The 19,030-nt window shown below is 67.8% G+C and carries 23 protein-coding genes and 1 other RNA gene; 13 read left to right on the top strand and 11 right to left on the bottom strand.

The genetic code is table 11. From position 1 onward, the window contains the following. Nucleotides 1–54: 54 nt before the first annotated feature. Nucleotides 55–507: a universal stress protein gene (locus tag E2481_RS08890; protein ID WP_136716778.1), complete on the bottom strand. Its 453-nt coding sequence runs from the start codon at nt 505–507 to the stop codon at nt 55–57. 95 nt (nt 508–602) lie between these two features. Here E2481_RS08890 and E2481_RS08885 point away from each other — a divergent pair, with 95 nt between their 5' ends. From E2481_RS08885 to E2481_RS08875, 3 genes are all read left to right on the top strand, one after another. After that, nucleotides 603–1,052 carry a universal stress protein gene (locus E2481_RS08885; protein WP_136716777.1) on the top strand — a complete coding sequence of 150 codons (450 nt, stop codon included), beginning with the start codon at nt 603–605 and terminating at the stop codon, nt 1,050–1,052. 228 nt (nt 1,053–1,280) lie between these two features. Then, a complete protein-coding gene (locus tag E2481_RS08880; RefSeq protein ID WP_136716776.1) occupies nt 1,281–1,934 on the top strand; it encodes a DUF4382 domain-containing protein in 654 nt (217 codons plus the stop codon). Beyond that, nucleotides 1,927–2,121, top strand: coding sequence for a hypothetical protein (locus E2481_RS08875; RefSeq protein ID WP_136716775.1), 195 nt, complete (start codon nt 1,927–1,929; stop codon nt 2,119–2,121). The genes E2481_RS08880 and E2481_RS08875 overlap by 8 nt, the downstream gene beginning before the upstream one ends. A 7-nt stretch (nt 2,122–2,128) precedes the next feature. Here the strand turns inward: E2481_RS08875 and E2481_RS08870 are convergent, their stop codons facing one another. Further along, a complete protein-coding gene (locus E2481_RS08870) occupies nt 2,129–2,650 on the bottom strand; it encodes a GNAT family N-acetyltransferase (RefSeq protein ID WP_136716774.1) in 522 nt (173 codons plus the stop codon). After that, nucleotides 2,647–3,015, bottom strand: a complete 369-nt coding sequence (locus E2481_RS08865) for a universal stress protein (protein WP_136716773.1) — start codon at nt 3,013–3,015, stop codon at nt 2,647–2,649. Before E2481_RS08865 ends, E2481_RS08870 begins: the two co-directional genes overlap by 4 nt. A gap of 104 nt (nt 3,016–3,119) precedes the next feature. On the opposite strand from E2481_RS08865, the gene E2481_RS08860 reads away from it, so the two are divergent. Continuing rightward, a complete protein-coding gene (locus E2481_RS08860; protein ID WP_250137767.1) occupies nt 3,120–3,797 on the top strand; it encodes a DUF5806 family protein in 678 nt (225 codons plus the stop codon). 66 nt (nt 3,798–3,863) lie between these two features. Further along, on the top strand, nt 3,864–4,253 hold the full coding sequence (locus E2481_RS08855) for a hypothetical protein (RefSeq protein WP_136716772.1): 390 nt from the start codon (nt 3,864–3,866) through the stop codon (nt 4,251–4,253). A gap of 4 nt (nt 4,254–4,257) precedes the next feature. Here the strand turns inward: E2481_RS08855 and E2481_RS08850 are convergent, their stop codons facing one another. From E2481_RS08850 to E2481_RS08840, 3 genes are all read right to left on the bottom strand, one after another. Further along, nucleotides 4,258–5,052 (bottom strand): AAC(3) family N-acetyltransferase, encoded by a 795-nt coding sequence (locus E2481_RS08850; protein WP_136716771.1) that lies wholly within the window; start codon nt 5,050–5,052, stop codon nt 4,258–4,260. An 89-nt stretch (nt 5,053–5,141) separates the two neighbouring features. After that, nucleotides 5,142–6,554, bottom strand: a complete 1,413-nt coding sequence (locus E2481_RS08845) for a dihydroorotase (protein WP_136716770.1) — start codon at nt 6,552–6,554, stop codon at nt 5,142–5,144. Between the two features lie 60 nt (nt 6,555–6,614). After that, complete coding sequence (locus E2481_RS08840) at nt 6,615–7,325, bottom strand: lipoyl protein ligase domain-containing protein (RefSeq protein WP_136716769.1); 711 nt, start codon at nt 7,323–7,325, stop codon at nt 6,615–6,617. Between the two features lie 111 nt (nt 7,326–7,436). On the opposite strand from E2481_RS08840, the gene E2481_RS08835 reads away from it, so the two are divergent. Then, complete coding sequence (locus E2481_RS08835; protein ID WP_136716768.1) at nt 7,437–8,255, top strand: hypothetical protein; 819 nt, start codon at nt 7,437–7,439, stop codon at nt 8,253–8,255. 4 nt (nt 8,256–8,259) lie between these two features. On the opposite strand, the gene E2481_RS08830 is transcribed toward E2481_RS08835, so the two are convergent. Then, entirely contained in the window at nt 8,260–8,796 is a 537-nt protein-coding gene (locus E2481_RS08830; protein WP_136716767.1) for a hypothetical protein, read from the bottom strand. A 206-nt stretch (nt 8,797–9,002) separates the two neighbouring features. Between E2481_RS08830 and E2481_RS08825 the strand changes: the two genes are divergently transcribed. Continuing rightward, nucleotides 9,003–9,449: a PaaI family thioesterase gene (locus E2481_RS08825; protein WP_136716766.1), complete on the top strand. Its 447-nt coding sequence runs from the start codon at nt 9,003–9,005 to the stop codon at nt 9,447–9,449. Nucleotides 9,450–9,455: 6 nt separating this feature from the next. Here the strand turns inward: E2481_RS08825 and E2481_RS08820 are convergent, their stop codons facing one another. Next, on the bottom strand, nt 9,456–10,028 hold the full coding sequence (locus tag E2481_RS08820) for a cysteine hydrolase family protein (protein WP_136716765.1): 573 nt from the start codon (nt 10,026–10,028) through the stop codon (nt 9,456–9,458). Nucleotides 10,029–10,135: 107 nt separating this feature from the next. On the opposite strand from E2481_RS08820, the gene E2481_RS08815 reads away from it, so the two are divergent. The 4 genes from E2481_RS08815 (at nt 10,136) to E2481_RS08800 (ending at nt 14,821) form a co-directional block, all read left to right on the top strand. Next, nucleotides 10,136–11,536 (top strand): Hvo_1808 family surface protein, encoded by a 1,401-nt coding sequence (locus E2481_RS08815; protein WP_136716764.1) that lies wholly within the window; start codon nt 10,136–10,138, stop codon nt 11,534–11,536. A 3-nt stretch (nt 11,537–11,539) separates the two neighbouring features. Beyond that, entirely contained in the window at nt 11,540–12,856 is a 1,317-nt protein-coding gene (locus E2481_RS08810) for an Hvo_1808 family surface protein (RefSeq protein WP_136716763.1), read from the top strand. Nucleotides 12,857–12,991: 135 nt separating this feature from the next. After that, nucleotides 12,992–14,143: a nicotinate phosphoribosyltransferase gene (locus E2481_RS08805; protein ID WP_136716762.1), complete on the top strand. Its 1,152-nt coding sequence runs from the start codon at nt 12,992–12,994 to the stop codon at nt 14,141–14,143. Nucleotides 14,144–14,332: 189 nt separating this feature from the next. Next, the gene (locus E2481_RS08800; protein ID WP_136716761.1) at nt 14,333–14,821 is read left to right on the top strand and encodes a hypothetical protein; all 489 of its coding nucleotides are present in this window, start codon (nt 14,333–14,335) and stop codon (nt 14,819–14,821) included. Nucleotides 14,822–15,035: 214 nt separating this feature from the next. Here the strand turns inward: E2481_RS08800 and E2481_RS08795 are convergent, their stop codons facing one another. After that, nucleotides 15,036–15,641: a TIGR00296 family protein gene (locus E2481_RS08795; protein WP_136716760.1), complete on the bottom strand. Its 606-nt coding sequence runs from the start codon at nt 15,639–15,641 to the stop codon at nt 15,036–15,038. A 197-nt stretch (nt 15,642–15,838) separates the two neighbouring features. Here E2481_RS08795 and rnpB point away from each other — a divergent pair. Together rnpB and E2481_RS08785 are read left to right on the top strand one after the other, a co-directional pair. Continuing rightward, nucleotides 15,839–16,243: RNase P RNA component (rnpB, locus tag E2481_RS08790), an RNA gene on the top strand. A 74-nt stretch (nt 16,244–16,317) separates the two neighbouring features. Then, on the top strand, nt 16,318–17,304 hold the full coding sequence (locus E2481_RS08785) for a matrixin family metalloprotease (protein ID WP_136716759.1): 987 nt from the start codon (nt 16,318–16,320) through the stop codon (nt 17,302–17,304). On the opposite strand, the gene E2481_RS08780 is transcribed toward E2481_RS08785, so the two are convergent. Together E2481_RS08780 and E2481_RS08775 are read right to left on the bottom strand one after the other, a co-directional pair. Beyond that, a complete protein-coding gene (locus tag E2481_RS08780) occupies nt 17,305–17,736 on the bottom strand; it encodes a dCTP deaminase (RefSeq protein ID WP_136716758.1) in 432 nt (143 codons plus the stop codon). Between the two features lie 85 nt (nt 17,737–17,821). Then, nucleotides 17,822–18,982 (bottom strand): aminopeptidase, encoded by a 1,161-nt coding sequence (locus tag E2481_RS08775; RefSeq protein WP_136716757.1) that lies wholly within the window; start codon nt 18,980–18,982, stop codon nt 17,822–17,824. Between the last annotated feature and the right edge of the window lie 48 nt (nt 18,983–19,030).

Genomic DNA, 19,030 nt, shown 5'->3' with positions numbered 1-19,030 from the left:
ACGGCTCCCAGCGGGCGGGGCTCAATGAAGGGCTCGGTTGTGGGCGACTCGCGACTACACTGCGTCGGGTTTCGACTCCTCGCTGTCGTCGAGTTGACGGACGGTCAGGACCGGAACCGGGCAGCGACGGACGATTCCCTCGGCGACGCTGCCGAGCAGGAAGGAGTGTTCCCCGTGGCGGCCACGGGTGCCCGTGGCGATCACGTCGGCGTCGACCTCGTCGACGTACTGGGTGATTTCGCTGGCCGGCTGGCCCTCGCGAACGGCGGTGACGACCTCGCGGTCGCTTCGCTCGGTGATCCCGGCCAGCGCGTCCTCGCCCGCCTCCGTCAGTGCGGTCTCCATCTCGTCGCGGAGGGATTCGGGCGATCCGTCGATGTCGCCGGTGTCGACGACGTACAGTGCGTGGACCGCCGCGTCGAACCGCTCGGCGAGGTCGAGCGCGACGGTGATGGCCCGCTCGGCGCTCTCGGAGCCGTCCGTCGCGATGACCACCGTGTCGAACATGGCTGGGGCTACCGGTCGCGTCGGTATAAATGTCGCCGTCGATTCGGACGTGGGCCGCTCGGTGGCTTTTTCTCCCTGCCCGCGCGAGGGCGTGTATGCCCGCTGTCGACATCGACCGCGTTCTCGTCCCGCTCGACGGGAGCGACGAGTCCCTCGAGGCCGCCGAGTACGCGGTTGCCATCGCCAGGCGATACGACGCTGCCGTCCACGCGCTGTACGTACTCGACGAAGCCGTCGCGCGGAGCCTCCACGCCGGCGAGATCGAGACCGACACCGTCGCCGCCGAGACCGCCGAGTTCATGCAGATCGTCGAAGGGCTGAGCGCCGACGACGGGGTCCCGATGACCCACTCGGAGGCGCTCGGGTTCATGCCCTCGCAGCTCACACACCATCCCGGGAGCGTCGTCCTCGACACTGCTGAGGAGATCGATGCCGACTTCCTCGTCGTCCCGCGGGAGCCCGTCTCGGGCGACCCCGAGGACGTCCTCGGGAAGGCCGCCGAGTACGTCCTCATGTACGCCAGCCAGCCCGTCCTGTCGGTGTAGTGACAGAGGTGCTTCCGACAGCCCGTCTCGGCCGGTGCCCCCGTTCGGCAATTCGCCTTAATCCGGTTGCATTGGGGTTAATTGGCATTTACACGGCTGTATCTGGCGTTATCGAGTCCCGGGGTTAAGTGCCTGCCAGCTGAGACCCAACTGTGATGCACGCACCGAGAGCGCATTTACGACAGCCGAATGAACTGATCGCATACCAACATGCAGTAATTCGAAACAATGACTGAGTATAACAGACGGACGTATCTGAAAGCGACAGGTATCGCAGCAGCGGGAACGGTCGGACTGGCGGGGTGTTCCAGCGCCGACGCGGCGACCGGAACGCTCGCCACCCAGGTCACCGACCAACCCGGCGACATTTCCGACTTCGAGTCGTGTGTCGTCACGATTCGAGGGATCTGGCTCAAACCAGGCGGTGATGAGGAGACGACGGAGTCGACGACCGAGGGGACGGCCGACACGGACGGGGAAGACGAGGTCGAACAACAGGACGAAGGCGACGTCGACGAGAGCGACGGCCGGGAGTACCACGAGTTCGAGGACCCACAGGAAGCCGACCTCGTGGAACTGCAGGACGGGAACACGAAGCTCGTCGACGAGCGCGAACTCGAAGCCCGGACGTACGAGTTCCTGCAACTCGACGTCACCGGTGTCGAGGGCGTGCTGGCCGACGGTGGCGAGGCCACGGTCGAGACGCCCGGGAACGCACCGCTACAGTTCAAGACTCGCTTCGAGATCCGCGAGGACCAGACGACCACCTTCGTCGGGGACTTCACGCCGGTTCGTCGCGGACGTACCGGGCGGTACCTCCTCCAACCCGTCGCGAAGGGGACTCGCGTCGAGTACGAGGACACGAACGGGGACGATGCCTAGTCCATCGGTACTCGCCCTCGGGGCGCTGATGGCCCCGCCGATGGTTCTCGTGACGCTGGCCGTCGTGGTGCTCGCGCTGGTAGTCGGTCGCGTCGTGCTGGCGCTGGCGTGGCGCATCACCATCGCGGTCGCTGTCGTCGTGCTCGCACTCTGGCTGCTGGGTGCAGTCGGTCTGGGACCGATCTAGGCAGTGATCACAGTCTGATCCCCATCTCCAACTCGAAGCTCTCGGTACTGCTCATCTCGAAGCCGACTTTCTCGTAGAGCGCAATGGCGGGGTCGTTCCACCGCTCGACGGACAACCAGACCCGCTCGACGTCCTCGTCCTGTGCGTACCCGAGCAGTCGTTCGAGCAGTTCCGTCCCGATGCCCGCGCCCTGGTACTCCCCGAGGACGAAGATGGCCAGTTCGTAGCTGTCGTCGACGTCCGGGACGAGCGTCGCGTGGCCGATCGGTTCCCCGTCGTGGCGCGCTACGATATTCAGACAGTCCGGCTCGAACAGGTTGTCGAGCCAGGTCCGGATCTGGTCCTCGCGGACCGGCGGGATCCCCTGAGCGCGGTCGGCCGGGTCGAATTCGAGGTACATCTCGACCAGCGATTCGACCTCCTCGTCGTCGGCCGTACGGATCCGGAGTTCGCGGTCTTCCCTGTCGGTGACGGTCGCCGGCGGGCGGGGGAACTCCCCGGCCGTCTCGTCGGGGTATCGGTCCGTCATCTGACCAGTGTCACCGTGGTTTCGGCGTTGAGCAGGACGAACTCGATGGTCTCGTCCAGCTTGATCTTCCCGAGCGCGCTCCGTTTCCCGCCGGGGATGACGAGTCGATCGAACCCTTCGCTGTCGGCGACCTCGACCAGTCGACTGCCCGGGTGCCCGGCCAGCTGGCGGACCTGAGCGTCGATGTCTGCCTCGGTCAGGTGGTCGCGGACGGTCGCTTCGATCTCGTCGGGACGCAGGTCGATCTCGTCGCGGTCGACGATGGCGATGGTGAGGTCGTCGTCGGTCGCGGTCGACCGGGCGAGCGTGTCGTCGAGCGCCTCGAACGACACGTCGCTCCCGTCGATGCCCAGCAGGACGTTCATATCACAGTCCTGGCGCGCCCGGACCAAAAACCCACGCACCCGCGCGTCCGCCGCGCGTCAGACGCCGCCGATACGCTTTTTCGCCCGCGGGATAGATGCCCTGTATGCCCGATCCCCCGGTGTCGGAGACGGACGACCCTGCGGACGCGCCGGACGACGACGGCGACGGACCCGTCGACAGCGACGCCACCGCCGCCGACGACCCACAGGTCGGCGACGCCGACGTTCCGGAAGAGGTACGCAAGTACGACCGCTTCAAGAAGATCGAGGGCGGCACGTACGACCGCGCCAACGAGTTCCTCCGGGATCGCACCTACATCACCGCCCGCGAGTGGGCCATCGCCCGCCTCTGTGCCGATTTCCGCACCGAGACCGGCGTCGAGATGACCAAGATCGGCGAGAACCTGCCCGAACTCGTCCCCTTCATGACCGATACGTACTCGCCCCAGGCGGTCAACCAGGCCCGGGCCTCCTTCGAGGAGAAAGTCCGGCAGGCCGGGGCGACGTTCCTCTACGGCGCGATGTGCGATTTCTTCACCGCCGAGGAACTCGACGACGTGATGTACGAGGCCACCGAGGTCGCGAAGTTCCTCCTGGAGGTCGAGGGCGTCGAACTCTCCGTCGAGGAGGAACTCGACGCCGAGGACCGCATCTCTGAGGTCATGCGCGAGGTCCGGGAACACAGCGCCGCCCTGCGACACGACGAGTGTCCCCACTGCGGCGGCGAACTCGACGGTGAGGACGACCACGGGAGCAACACGACCGCCGAAGCCGACGACTAGCGCTTTTCTCTTCCCGATCGTCGAGGACCGAAACACCCGAGTCGGTGGCCCGTAGACTCTCGACCGATGACTCCCGAGCGGAAGGTACTGGTGGGCGATACGGTAATCGGTCTCTCACCGGTCGTTGTGGCCGGACTGTCCTTCGATGGGGCGGTCGGCTGGCTAGACGTGCTCCTCGCCCTCGTCAGCGGTCTCGTCGTTGCGTTGCTGCTGTACCTCTCCGAGCGGGACGCCTTCGCGGGCGTCGCGAGCGAACCGGTGATCATCGCCCTGCTCGTCGCCGTCCCCTTTACGCTCGTCTTCGTTCTCGTGCTCGCCGATCCCGGGACCGTGCCGTGGGTTCTGGCCGTCTTCGTCGGTGCCGGCCTCGGTCTGCTGGGGTACCGTTTCGTCTACGGCATCCTGAGACCCATTCCCGAGAAACGACTCCGCCAGGCGCGCGAGCGGGTAGTCTGAGACGTCACCGGACCATGTAGTAGGGGTCGTCTTCGATCCGGGACTCCAGTGCGGTCCGGAGGTCCCTGGCGGAGACGGCGATGACCGTCAGCCCGTTCAGGTCGTAGTGGTCGAGGACGCCGTCGGCCAGCAGGTCGCGCATGATCTTCAGCCGGTTCCAGTAGTAGACGTAGTTGTTCTTGTCGTAACTGGTCTGTGCGACGTACTCGCGGTCGCCGCCGCCGTGGTGGACCGTCCCCTCCACGTCGACGCGGTCGACGTAGGGAACGTCCGTGTGGCGCTCGACGTAGTGGAGTTGCGTGCTGACGAGCCAGCGCGTCCCGACGTTTATGATGCGGACGTCGTCGGCGTCGAGTTCGGCGTAACACCCCTCGGGGCCGAACGTGTCCCGGTGGTTGCAGTCCTCGAAGCGGTAGTCGCCGAGCACCTGGATGGAGTGGAGCGGGTCGGCCGTCCGGTAGTCGGCGTCCTCGAAAGCCAGGCTCGCGAAGGCCCCGAGTTCCGGTTCCGATTCCTGGCGGTGGAAGTACCCGGAGTCACGGAACGACTGGGTGAACGCCGGCGTGAGTATCGAGTCGAACCGCTCGTCCAGGTGATCGAGGACGAACTCGTAGGGATTGCCCTCGAAGGCCGAACTCACGTCGCTCAACCCGACGTGGACGAACGCCTCGTCCTCGTCGTACTCGTCGAGTATCTCCGCGAACGCGTCCTCGTTGGCGGGACCGGTCGGTCGCTCGCGCTGGCGCAGGACGTAGTGTTTGGCGCTACACCAGAGCGTCGCCGGCAAGTGTCGCACCATCAGTCCCAGTCCTCGCGCCGTCCCGTTAGTTATGGAGCGAAGAGGGCGACCTGTAAGGCGTAAGCGAACGTTTCGGTACCGCTCGGTGGCTACTCGTCGGCCTGGTCGGATTCGCCGGTCGCCGCAGACACGCCCGAGGCGGCGTCGTCAGTGTCGGCCTCACCGGGCGTGCGCTCGATGGTTCGGACGTTCGTCCCGACCGGATCGCCGAAGGTCTCGGACTCGGTCTCGCCGGTCTCGCTTTTCAGAATCAGCGTCTCGGGGCCGTATCGCTCGTAGACGACGGTCCCGCGGACCATCGTTAGCTCCGGGAACACCCCCTGTTTCCCCTCGAACGGCGTCCAGTCGCATTTCGAGTGGCTGTCCTCGCCGCGGATCGCCTGGCTGTCCTCGGGGTCGACGAGGACGAGGTCGGCGTCCATTCCCTCCTTGATGACCCCCTTCGTCGGCAGGTCGAAGATGTGGGCGGGGTTCGCGGCCGTCAGGTCCCGGACTCGCTCGTAGGTGATGTTGCCCTGGCGCGCCTCTTCGAGCAGGAGCGGGAGCGCGGTCTCGACGCCGGGCACGCCGGAGGGGGCGTCCCAGATGCTGGCGTCTTTCTCCTCGCGGGTGTGGGGCGCGTGGTCGGTCGCGACGATGTCGACGGTGCCGTCGACGACCCGGTCGTACACCTTCTGGCGGAGTCGCTCGCGGCGCAGCGGCGGGTTCATCCGGCCGTGGGTGCCCAACTCGTCGAGGTCCTTCCGCGAGAGGAACATGTGGTGGGGCGTCACCTCGCAGGTCAGGCCGTGGTCGGCGGCGGTGTCGATGCCCTCCGGTGTGGAGGTGTGGGCGATGTGTACGTCGGCGTCCAGGCGGTCGGCGACCTCGGCGGCCGCGCGGATCGCCGCGGGTTCGGCGCGGGCGGTGCGGAAGGCGCTCCAGGCGTCGGCGTCGTCCCGTTCTTTCGCGCCGGGTTCGAACTCGCTCGCGTCCTCGGCGTGGACGGTGACGACGGCGTCCTGTCGGGCGGCGGTCTTGACCGCGCTGGCGAACAGTTCGACGCTGATCCCCATGTCGCCGGTCGAGTCCGCGAGGAAGACCTCGCCTAGCGCGAACATCGGCCGTTCGAGCAGGGCGCTGGGTACCCACTGCTCGGTGACGCCGCCGTTGATACCGAAGTCGACGAGCGACTGCTCGGCCAGATCGGCCTTCTCGTCGAAGGCCGGCCCGTCGATGGTCGGCGGGTCGGTGTTGGGCTGGTCGACGACGGTCGTCACGCCGCCCGCCGCGGCGGCTTTGCTGCCGGTCTCCCAGGTTTCCTTATGGGAGTAGCCGGGTTCCCGGAAGTGGACGTGGGTGTCGATCATCCCGGGCATGAGGCGCTTCCCGTCGGCGTCGACGAACCGCTCGTCGGCCGAATCGGGCATCTCGATGTCCTCGCCGATTTTCGCGATGGTTTCCCCCTCGATGAGAATATCCCGCTCCCGTCCGTCCGGAAGCGTCGCGTTCCGAATGAGCATACGCCCCCTCCGGGCGGGTGGGTGGTAAATCTCGCGGACGGTGTTACTCGCCGAACAGTGTCACTCTCCAGACCACTCGACGGTCGCCAGATCGTCGACCCACTCCACGGTACCGAGGTGGTCGCCGACGAGGGCGTCTTCGAGGCGCATGATGATGGCGACGGGGTCGACCTTGCCGCCGGCGCGCTCGATACTGCCGACCGTCTCGGGTTCGAACGGCACGTCGAGCGCGTCGTACACCGGGTCCAGCACGTCGGCGATGGCCTCGTGGCCGTCGACGACGACGAGACCGGCCACCAGGACTGCGTCGTCGGTGACGCGCTGGGCGAGCCCCACGAGCTTGCCGTCCGCCGCCTGCAGGGAGTAACTGCCCGGACAGAACGAGTCGTCGGGTTCGCCGCGTTCGGCGTCGACGTCCAGTTCCTGCAGGGCGTCACGAACGTCGACGCGGACAGTGGCGTACCGCTCTTCGATGCCCTGCCGGCCGTCGTCGGTGGGTTCGATGCGGGCGAAGGCGATGGTGTCGCCGGTGTAGGCGACGGCGCGGCCGCCGACATCGCGCTCGTGGGGGACGTAGTCGTGGTCGGTGGCCGCCGCCCGGGCCCGCTCGTAGCCGTCGCTGTGGGCGTCGCGGGGACCGAACGCGACCTGTCGGTGGGGTCGCCAGACGCGGACCGCCGGCTCGCCGGCGGTGCCGGCCCACGCGAGCAGCCGTTTCGTGACTGCCCTGTCGGCCTGGATGTCGTCACCGCGACCCCGAACCACGCGCATACCCTCCTTCGGGGCCCGGAAAGTAAGGGTCTGACGGCTTTCACCCGTTGCCTGCCGTCTTACCAGCCGCGGCCGAGGGGTTCAAGCCGGTCCTCGCCCTCCCTCCGTTCGATGGCAGTCACGCTCGGCGCTGACGTGCTCGGTCGCTATCCCCGGTTCTCGCTCTATAACTCCCCGTACCCGGCCCACGACGCGGGCTGTGCGATCGATCTCTACCCCGACGGTGACGGGACCGCCCCGTCCCCGGTCGCCGGCGAGGTCATCGACACCCGGACCGTCGACGCACCGCCAAAGCCCTACGCCGGGCCCCACGACCACTTAATTCTCGTCGAGACCGATGCGTTCGTCGCGCGACTCCTCCACGTCGACCCGGCGGTCGAGGCCGGCGACAGCGTCGCCGTCGGCGATTCCCTCGGGACGCTCGTCCGCTCGGGCTTTTTTGCGCCCTGGGTCGACAACCACATCCACCTGGGCTTTCGCGAGGCCGAGGCCAACCCGTACCGCGCCTCGGGGTCGCTCCCGCTCGCGGTCGAGGCTGACGTGCGCCCCTGCTCGTGGGATGGCCGCGGAACGGTCGTCGAGACCGCCGAGACGTACGCCGTCCTCGACGCACCCGCCCATCCCGCGCCGGGCGAGTACTTCGTCGGCGTCGACGCCGGCAACGGCGTCCTCGACGGCGGCCTCCCACACTACGAGGGCGGCGGCGCGCTCGGCGGTGCGGACGGGGCCGTCTCGGTCGCCGGCCAGCGCGTCGGCACCGTGGCGGACCGGACGGTGACCTGGGACGACGTGACGGTGTTCGCCGACGATCGCCCCATCACCGGGCTCTCGCTGTTCCTCGCCAGGGAGGGCTTCGGCGTGAAACTCGTCTGCCCGGACCGGGAGTTCGCCGTCGGGGAGACCGTGACGGTCCGGATCGACCCGGCCTGAGCGCTCACTCCGCGCTCGACGCGTCGCTCGCCTCCGCCCGGGCTTCGCGGTCGGCGAGCCAGGCGTCGAGGTGGTCGAGGTACGTTCGCGCCAGGTCGCTCGCCGGGGCCCGGTCGGCGTCTTCGGGAACCAACTCGTCCGGGACGCTCGCATCGTCGGCGAGACAGTACCGCAGGGTGCCCGAAGCGATGGGTTCACGCGTCGTCGTTCCGATCCTGTCCGTTTCCCCGGCCGATTCCTGCCGTGTCGTGGCCACCTCGACCACGTCGTGGCACCGGTCCTGGAAGAACGCGTGCAGGTCCCGGACGTCGTCGTCGTCGGCCCACGACTCGAAGGAGGGGTCGTCCTCGCTCGCCTGCCCGACCTGTCTGTGGAGGTCGCCGACGGCACTACAGAACGCGCTGAAGTAAAAGCGGAACTCGTCTTTGTCGGTGTGGCTGCGCACGTGGCCCAGCCCGTCGTCGGATCGTTCGAGTTTCCGGCAGAAGAACTGTGCCTCCCGGTACTTCTCTCGGGCCGGCGAACGTGTCTCGGACTCCATCGTACCGATTGCTACGGTCGCCGTCGCCTTCGGTATTTCTGTGGTTCGCCGTCAGTTGCCCACGCCGACGTGCCGACTGGTCGCGTTTGCCGGCCCGATCTCTGTCGGATGAACTCGGCTACTCTGGCCGCACGGCCACACCTATCAGATTGGATATGGAAACCAGTGACTAAAAGTTAGATGACATCGTAGCGGTTCGGTACGCCATGGCAAAGGACCTTCCCGAGGGTGCGCCGGTGATGCTGCGGATGTCCGTCGAGCGCGAGAACGGCTACCTCTCGTGGCTCGGGGTGCAGATGCAGAACATCCAGTACGGCAAATCGAAGCTGACGATCCCCTTCGACGAGAAGTTCACCGACCAGGAGGCCGAGCCGCCGACGATCCACAACGGCATCGTCGCGACGCTGATGGAACAGACCGGCGAACTGGCCATCCGGACGACGCTCGACGACCCGGTCAACGACCTCGTGGAACCGCTGAACATCAACACCAACTTCCTCCACGATGGGGCCCACGACCTGACGGGCTACGCCGAGGTCGTCGAGAAACGCGAAACCTCCGCCATCGCCACTATCACGGTCGAGAGTCGCACCCCGCAGGGAAACATGGAGTCCATCGCGACCGGGCAGGGCGTCTTCCGCGTCGACGACTGATCCTGTCTAGACGAACTCGACGTCCGCACGCGGCGCGACCTCGCCGAACAGCCAGTCGGCGTGTTCGAGCGCGTACTCCCGGTGGTCGTCCTCGATCGCCCCGATGGCGTCCTCGATCAGTACCGGCCGGTAGTCGCGGAGACCGGCACTGCCCGCCGTGTGGAGGACACAGACGTTGGCTAGCGTCCCGCAGAAAAGTAGGTCGTTGATGCCGCGTGCGGAGAGCCACCCGTCCAGTTCCGTCTCGTGGAACGCGTCGTAGGTGTGTTTCTCGACGACGTGGTCGTCCTCGTGGACGTCGAGCTCCGCGACGAGTTCGGCCTCCCACGAGCCCTCGACGACGTGTTCGCCCCACTGTTCGAACTCGTCGTAGTAGTGGTTGCCCTCGAACTGCTCGGGCGGGTGGACGTCCCGGGTGTAGACGACCTGCGCGCCCGCCTCTCGTGCCTGTTCGACGACCTCGGCGACGGGGTCGATGGCGTCCTCGCTGTCGGGGGCGTAGAGACTCCCGTCGGGGTGACAGAACCCGTTTTGCATGTCGACCACGACCACCGCTGTCGAATCAGTGTCGAACTCCATGCGTGATGGTACGAACGCCCCAGAAAAAACCGTTACCCGGGATGCGGTCACGAGGGAGACCGGTCGGCGTGCGGACGACTTTTGTCGTCGGCCTCCCTGGCTGGGGTATGCGCAAGGCCGCCTGGGTGGCGCTCGCCGTCCTCGTCGTTCTCGCGGGCTGTAACTTCCTCGGGGGTTCCTCCGCCCCCTCGGATCCCGAGGCCGACGCGATCGGCTGGGAGAACGGCTACTGGCACAACGAGACGCTCGACGTGTCGAACGAGGACGGCCTCAACGAGAGCGAACGGGAGGCCGTCGTCTCGCGGGCGATGGCTCGCGTCGAGTACGTCCGCGACACCGAGTTCGAGGAGTCGGTGCGCGTCGAGATCATCAGCCGCGAGGAGTATCGGAACGAACAGACGGCCAACTACACCGACCGGTTCCGGACCTTCGACAACGCGAAGTTCGAGGCCATGTTCTTCGTCGGGGAGGACCGCGACTCCCTGACCGTCCAGCGCGAGACCATGGGCTCGAACGTGCTGGGCTACTACTCGCCGGCGAACGACTCCATCAAACTCGTCGCCGAGGACGGGAACCCGACGATCGACGGCGAGGGGACGCTGGCCCACGAACTCGTCCACGCCATGCAGGACCAGCGCCACAACCTCTCGTCGATGCGGGCGGGCACACGGGACGCCTACAACGCCCGGAACGGACTGGTCGAGGGCGAGGCGAATCTCATCCAGCAGCGCTACGAACGCCGCTGTGGCGGGACCTGGGAGTGCGTCGAGGGCGAGTCAAGCGGCGGGTCCGGGGGGACTCGTCACTGGGGCATCACGCTCATGGAGTACTTCCCGTACAGCGATGGCCCCGGCTTCGTCGCGACCCTGCTCGATCGGGGCGGCTGGGACGCCGTCGACGCGGCGTTCGACGACGCGCCCACCAGCAGCGAACAGGTCATTTACCCCGACCGCTACACCGACTCCCGGGACGACCCGACCCGTGTGTCCCTGTCGGATTCGACGGCCAACGGCTGGGAGCGCGTCCGACCGGACCCACAGCGTTCCGGGACCAGCAGACCCGAACACGCGACGCTCGGCCAGTCGGTGCTGAGTTCGATGTTCGCCTACACGGCCTTCGACGACGAGGCCGGGGCGCTGATCGACCGCGACGAGTTCGCCACCGGCGACTCGACCGATCCCTTCGACTACGACCTCCCGGTCACCGAGGGGTGGGAGGGCGACCGGCTGCACGTCTATCGCAACCCGGACACCGCGGCCGACGAGACGGCCTACGTCTGGCGTATCGAGTGGGAGTCGGCCGCGGAGGCCGAGGAGTTCGCCCGCGGCTATCGCCGACTGCTCGGGTACTACGGCGGTCAGGGGACGAGTCAGGCCGACACCTGGCGTATCCCCGAAGGTGAGAACGGGTTCGCCGACGCGTTCCGGGTCACCCGTGACGGCTCGACCGTTACGATCGTGAACGCACCGACCGTCGAGGACCTGACCGACGTTCACGACGGCTCCTGATCCGTGACCCGTCGCCTTCTCTTGTTGCTCGGCCTCGCTGCCCTCCTCGTGCTGGCTGGCTGTTCGGCTCCGACCGCCGGCGACGGTCGCCCGGACCCGCTCACTGACCGCGAGGGCTGGGAGGACGGCTACTGGTACGACGATCCGGTCGCGGTGACGACCGACGACGGTCTCAACGAGAGCGAACGGGAGGCCGTCCTCGCGCGGACGATGGCCCGCGTCGAGCGCATCCGCGGCCTGGAGTTCCAGCAGTCGGTGTCGGTCGAGGTGATCTCCCGAACCGAGTACCGCGAGGAGTACGCCGGCCGGGGGAGCGGCGGCGTCGACCACTGGGACGAGCAGGTCTGGGAGGCCCTGCTGCTCGTCGGCGAGGACACGACCGTCGACGAGGCCTACGGGCCGACCTTCGGCGCGAGCGTCAGGGGGTTCTACGCGCCCGGCGAGAACGCCATCGTCCTCGTCAGCGACGCTGAGACGCCGACCGTCGACCGGTGGACGCTGGCCCACGAACTCGTTCACGCCCTGCAGGACCAGCACTTCGGACTCGACGGATATCCCGAGACGCGTGACCGACGCGTCGGCCAGAACGGGGTCGTCGAGGGTGACGCGAACTACGTCGCCGACCGCTACGAGCGTCGGTGTGTGGACGCCTGGAACTGTCTCGACAGGCCGGTGCGCGGTGGCGGCGACACGACTGGATTCAACCAGGGCCTGTTCCTGACGATCTATGCGCCCTACGTCGAGGGGTCGGCATTCGTCGAGGCCGTCCGCGCCCGTTCGGGGTGGGCCGGTGTGAACGCCCTCTACGACGACTATCCGGTCAGCAGCGAACAGGTCATCCACCCCGAGGCGTATCCCGACGAACGGCCCCGGACCGTCGAGATTCCCGACCGGTCGAACGGCCGCTGGGAACGGTTCGACCGCGACCCCGCCGGCGAGACTGTCGGCGAAGCGGGCGTCTACGCGATGTTCTGGGCCAACGGGCAGGTCAACCGCAGCACGCACGCGACCTACGACTACGACCACCCGCTCTCGGCGGGGTGGGCCGGGGACCGCGTCGTCCCCTACCGGAACGGCGAGCGCTACGGCTACGTCTGGGCGAGTGCCTGGGACAGCCGCGCCGACGCCCGCGAGTTCGCGACGGGCTACCGGGACATCCTGGCCGAGCGCGCAGTCCGCCAGCCGTCCGCGGACACCTACGTCCTCCCCGAGTCCGACCCGTTCGGCGACGCCTTCCGGATCACTCGCGAGGGGACTCGCGTTCGAATCGTGAACGCGCCGACCGTCAGCGAACTCGCGGGCGTCCACCACGCGGGCTGATACGGGTTGCTGTCGCTGTTTCCTGCGACGACCACCTGATGTCGGGTGGTCGATGCGGAAACGTTCTACAGCAGTCCGTATGACGGACCCGTCGTATCGGGTACCTTTTTCGTCGCGCCACTGGACCCCTCTAGCATGACCGAGTTCGACATCGTCCCGCCCGAGGCGATCCGCGAGGGGCGGGCGACCGACGCGTACTTCGACCGGACCGTCGAGGCGCTCGACCACGCGGGCGTGAATCCGACGGTCGTCGCCGAGGTCACCGCCGACCAGTTCCCGACCGGCGAGTTCGAGGTGCTCGCGGGCGTCAAAGACGCCGCGCACCTGCTCGCGGGCCACGACATCGACGTGGACGCGCTCCGGGAGGGCCAGCTGTTCGACGGCGGCCCGGTCCTCCGCATCGAGGGGACCTACCGGGACTTCTGTGTCTTCGAGACCTCGCTGCTGGGCTTTCTCTCCCACGCGTCGGGCATCGCGACCAACGCCCTGCGCGCTCGCCGGGCCGCGCCCGACTCGCTCGTGATGAGTTTCGGCGCGCGACACGTCCACCCCTCGATCGCGGCCGTCGTCGAGCGGGGCGCGCTGGTCGCCGGCCTCGACGGCTTCTCCCACGTCGCCGCCGGCGACGTCCTCGGTCGGGAAGCCAGCGGAACGATGCCCCACGCCCTGATGATCTGTTTCGGGAAGGGCAACCAGGAGGCCGCCTGGCAGGCCTTCGACGAGGCGGCCGGGTCGGACGTGCCCCGGGTCGCGCTCTGTGACACCTACAGCGACGAGAAAGACGAGAGCATCCGGGCGGCCGAAGCCGTCGAGGCGCTCGACAGCGTCCGCCTGGACACCACCGGTTCCCGTCGTGGGGACTTCCGACACATCATCAAGGAAGTCCGCTGGGAACTCGACGCTCGTGGGTTCGAGGACGTGGGTATCTTCGTCAGCGGCGGGCTCGTCCCCGAGGAACTCCGGGAACTCTCGGACGTGGTCGAGGGGTTCGGCGTCGGCGGGTACGTCAGCAACGCCGATCCCATCGACTTCGCGCTCGACATCGTCGAGGTCGACGGCGAACCCGCGGCCAAGCGGGGCAAACTCTCCGGGACGAAGCAGGTCTACCGGACGCCCGACGGCGGCCACCACGTGGGGCTGGCCGACCGGTCCGGCCCGGCCGACGGCGAGGCGCTGCTGGAGCCGCTGATCCGCGACGGCGAGATCGTCCGCGAGTTCGATCTGGACGCCGCCAGCGAACGAGCCACCGCCGACGGCGAGCGGGTCGGCTTCGCCACCGATGAGTGACACGCCAGCGCGCGATACCTGCCGAACCCCCTCCGTCTCCGCTCGCCCGCACGACACCCCGGTTCAACCGATTTAATTCGGTTTAATCGAGGACAAATCCGCTTAATTGGCGCTCAAACCGCCGAAATTCGCCTTTGAGGTATTCCCCCTTCAAGATGGTGTAGCGACTGGTCCCGAGTGGAGACAACAATGAAATCTATCAAACTACTCGCGGCCGCTCTGGCCGCACTGCTCGTGTTCGCAGGTACCGCCGCCGCGTTCCCGGGCAACGCCCCCGTGGACACCGGCGCGAACGACTCCGCTGTGGATGCCGACGACCGTGACGTGAACGACGAGGCGGACGCCGGAAACGGTGCCGAGGCTTCGGCCGACGCGGGTGAGCGTGGCGGTGCCGGGAACGGGGCTGCCGCCGGCGACCGCGGCCCGCCGACCGAACTGCCGAGTCAGGTGCCCGATCACGTGACGGAGATTCACGACCTGGTTCGACAGTTCCTCGACGATGACCTCGACGGCTCGCTCGGTGACGCCATCAGCGACGTGACGCCGGACGAGAGCGACGACAGCGACGCCGACTCCGCTGACGAGCAGGCTGCCGGTGACGAGGACGCCGACTCGGATGACGACGAACAGTCGGCCGAGGCCGCGGACGACGGTAGCGCCAACGCGACCGACGCGTAACGCACGACGACCCCCGCTTGGGGATTCGACCGCCCAGCGACCCGCTGACGCCCTCGCCGCCATCCACTCGCTATCGACTCGTTTTTCGCCGGAGATCGTTCGGATAGCGACAGCGCTGTCCGGACCTGGTCAGTTCAACCGGTGGCAGCGGCGCGTTCGGCTGTCCCGTTCGGTGTCGCAGAAATCGAGTTCCACCTCCCGGTCGCGTGTCGGGTTAGACGCGCAGTTCCTGGACGGCGCCGTTGGGGTCGCGCTCGCGGAAGACGCGGCCCTCGAACAGCGTGACCATCGTGTCCTCGTCCTCCCACGCACCCGGGGCCAACCCGGCCTTCCGGCAGGCGCGGTCGAGGTACTCGGCCTCGCTCCAGTCGTTCTCGACGGGGACCGTGGGATAGAGCCAGCCGCGCTTGTCGCCGCGTTCGACGGCGACGCCGTGGCGGCCCAGTTCCAGATCGCTCATCGGGTCGTCGGTCAGGACGACGTTGCCGACGATACAGACCGACACGCGCAGCGTGTCGAGCTCGGCGGCGTCGACGGCCGATCCACAGGAGTTCTCGTTTGCGGCACCGATGGCGGCGTCGACGAGCGCTTCGCCGAGGTGGTCGTTCCAGTCGTAGCTGCCCGCACAGCCCCGCAGCTGGCCGCGACCGCGCGTCTTCTCCAGCCGGACGAACGCACCCGTTCGCGTGTAGAAGGCGTCCCGCATGCTCCCGAGCTGTTCGCGCGCACCGTTCTCGACGAAGGTCTCGACAGCGTTGCGTGCGAGCTCGACGGCTCGTGTTCCGTCCGTCGACGTGAGTTCTCCGGCTGCCTCTGGCATTGTATCTCTTTAGGCGACCAGCGGTTTCAACGTGTTCATTCAGTTTCCCGTCGAAAACGCGACTATTTGCGAGCCGATCGGCTGACCGAACGGCTTAATCCCGGGCAGTGAGTAGGTCCGGCTGGCAGAGGGAGCCCGGCTCCCGTGTACGTGCTCAGGGCGCGCAGAGCTGACGGTTGCACCGCCAGCCCGATTCGTGCTCAGGGAGCACGCGCATGAGGAAAGTCCCCCCACCCGCCGGGCAGGTGACCGGGTGCAAACCCGGAGCGGGAGACCGCTGGCTCTGGAACAGAAACGATACCACTCCGCGCGAGCGATGAGGTGTGCGAACCCGAATCGAGCCTTCCGGCGAAGAAACGGGAAGTTAACCCACCGAGCGCGTCCCGACTCATCGGGACCAGCGGCGTGACGGTGACCCGCCACGCCCGTGCCCTTCGGGCACGCTGACCGCGGAGAACGGATGGAACGGCGAATCCTCACCGGTGCAAGTCCGCGCCGTAGGTAGCCCGGACGCCACTGCCGAGCGACCCTCGGCGGCGGTGCTGGCGCGGATGCTCAGCGGAATGCCGGGCCGAACAGAAGGGGGCTTACTCCCCTCAGCCACGACGCGTCGAGCGACCGCGACCGTTCGAGACGGCCACAACCCACTTGCTCGTCGACGCCGATTCCTCGATAGATGCATCGCTCGGTCGCCCTCGCTGCCCTCGTCGTCCTGGCCGGCTGTTCGCTGCCAGTGCCCCCACTGGGGAGTCCCGACGAGTCGGCGGCCGTCGACCCCTGGTCCGAAACCACGTTCGTCGTCGGCCTCGACGCGGGGACCGACGACTCTCGGAGTAAATACGTCGCGGCGCTTCGGAACGCCACCGACTACTGGGAGGCAAACGCCGACCAGTACCTCGGCCATCCCGTCACCTTCCGGGTCGACCCCGACGCCGAGGACCCGGACCTGGTCGTTCGCCCCGTCGAGCGCATCGACGAGTGCGGCACCGACGACCACGCCGCCGGCTGTGCTCCCTTGTTATCGGACCTCCGGACACAGGACGACCCCGTCGAGGTTCGCATCAAGCGCGGCTTCGACCGCAACTCGACGCGCCTGGTCCTGCGACACGAGTTCGGCCACGTGCTCGGCCTCGGCCACACCGACGACCCGCAGTCCGTGATGCGAGCCGAGACCGTCCTGGCGTCGACGCCACAGCCCAACGCCAGCGAGCGCCCGGTCCCCTGGGACGACCCGACGCTCTCGGTCTACGTCGACGACGACACGCTGTCGGCCGACGAGCGACGGGCCGTCGACGACCAGATCGGCCACGCGATCGACTACTACAACGACGGTGGGGAGAGAACCGTGCCGGACAACGTCACGTTCGCGCGAACGACCGACCGCGACACCGCCGACATCGTCGTGTCGTTTCCCGACTCCTCGCCCTGTGGCGAGTCGCCGTCGTCGTGTGCCGAGATCGTCGGCGTCGACTCCGACCGCGACGGGGCCCACGAGCGCTACACGCGCGCCGATATCTACGTCGTCGGCCTCTCGACCGAGGCCACGGGCTGGCACGTCGGCCGCTGGTTCGGTGGTGCCCTCGGAAGCGACGACCGCGCGGACCTGCCGCCGGCGTTCCGCGACGCGACCTTCGAGGAGCGACGGTCGGACTGGTGGGAGTAATCACGCCGTCCCGACGACCGTCGAGACCCGCGCGTTCTCCTTGAGCCGTAGCCCCGCACCGCCGACGCTCAGGGGGACCTGCCGACAGTCCCTGACGCGCAGTGTGGGATGGAACGCGCCCCGCGCCAGCAGTTCGTCGCGGGTCTGGACGACGAGTCGCACGTCCTCGGGCGGCGCGAGCGTCTCGTTGTACTCGATGAGGTACTGGCCGGCGTCGAGCGTCCACCACTCGTAGTCGTCGTCGGCGTTGCGCTTCGAGGAGGGGTGTGGCTCGGTCTCGGCCGGGTCGAGTTCGCCCCCGCCGAAGTCCACCCGTCCCGGCGCTGTCACCTCGTGAACCTCGGCGACGGTCAGGTCGAGTCCTGCCCCCTCGGTCTGTGTCGGTTCGTGGACGATGTCCTCGACGAACGCCGTGAGATCGATCTGTGTCATGTGTGGGCGTGTGGCTCCCTCGATCCAAAGGCTTGCTGCCGTTCACCGCTCGTTTTTCCGAGACGCTCACTTCGCTCGCGTCTCGCTACTCGCGGGTCGTTCCTCCCCGCTCGCTTTTCGAGGGCTCACGCTGTTCGCCCTCGCTCCCCCCGAACCCGTCCTCCCACCTGAACAATCCGTCCCGCTGCACGACCTCGCCGTCGACCTCCATCCGCGACCCCTCGCCCATGTCCCTGATGAGGTCGGCGTGGACGGCCGACTCGTTCTGCTCGTCCTCGTACCCCTCCGGGAAGTTCGAGCCGTAGGCGCGACCCAGTGCCATGTGGACGGTGCCACCCATCTTCTCGTCGAAGAGGATCGTGTCCGTGGGGTGGTCGATGCCGCGGTTCATCCCGATGCCGAGTTCACCGAGCCGCTTCGCGCCGGCGTCCGTGTCGAGCAGGTCCCCGACGACGTCCTCGCCCTGCTGAGCTGCGTAGTCGACGACCTCGCCGTCCTCGAAGACGAGATGGACGTCCCGCACGCGCCGGTCGTTGATCGTCATCGGCACGTCGAAGGTGACCTCGCCCTCGGTGTCGGCGGGTGCGGTGAACACCTCGCCGCTGGGGAGGTTGTGGGAGTCGTAGGCCACCGAGGCGGCGCTGTTGACCGCGACCCGGTTCGCGATGGACATCGAAATATCGGTTCCCTCGCCGACGATCCGGACCTCCGTTCCGTCGTCGAGGATCTCCTTGAGCCGGCCCATCTCCTCGGCGAGCGACTCCCAGTCCCGGAGGACGGCGTCGTAGACGAAGTCCCGGTACGCCTCGTAGGCCATGCCGGCCTGCTGGGCGAGCGACCGGGTGGGGTGGACCGTCGACACCCAGTCCGTATCGAGACGGGCTTCTCGAATCGCCTCTTTTGCCTTCCCCGCGGCCTGTCGCCGCTCGCCGGGCACGTCGGCCAGTGCGGTCGTGTTCCGCCCGCCGCCCAGCGAGAGGACGCTGTCGGCGTTCTCGTAGAGTGCCAGTTCGTACTCGGGGTCGGCCTCGAACTCGCCGTCGTGTGCCTGAAGGTACGCGCGGCCGACCTCCGCTGAATCGTAGACGGTCACGATGTTCGCGCCGCGATCCCCCAGTTTCTCGGCGACTGCGACCGCCAAGTCGTGAGCGCCCTCCGAGACCCGGAGGACCACGTCGTCGCCGTCCTCGATGCGGGCGCTCCAGTCGACCAGCGTCTCCGCGTGTGCGTGTACGCGTTCGTCCATGTCTGTGCCTGCGTCCCGGACGACAAAACAGCGGTGGGTCGCGGGTCG

The sequence above is a fragment of the Halorientalis salina genome, assembly GCF_005049285.1.
GTDB lineage: Archaea > Halobacteriota > Halobacteria > Halobacteriales > Haloarculaceae > Halorientalis > Halorientalis salina.
This window is presented reverse-complemented; position numbering and strand designations above follow the sequence as displayed.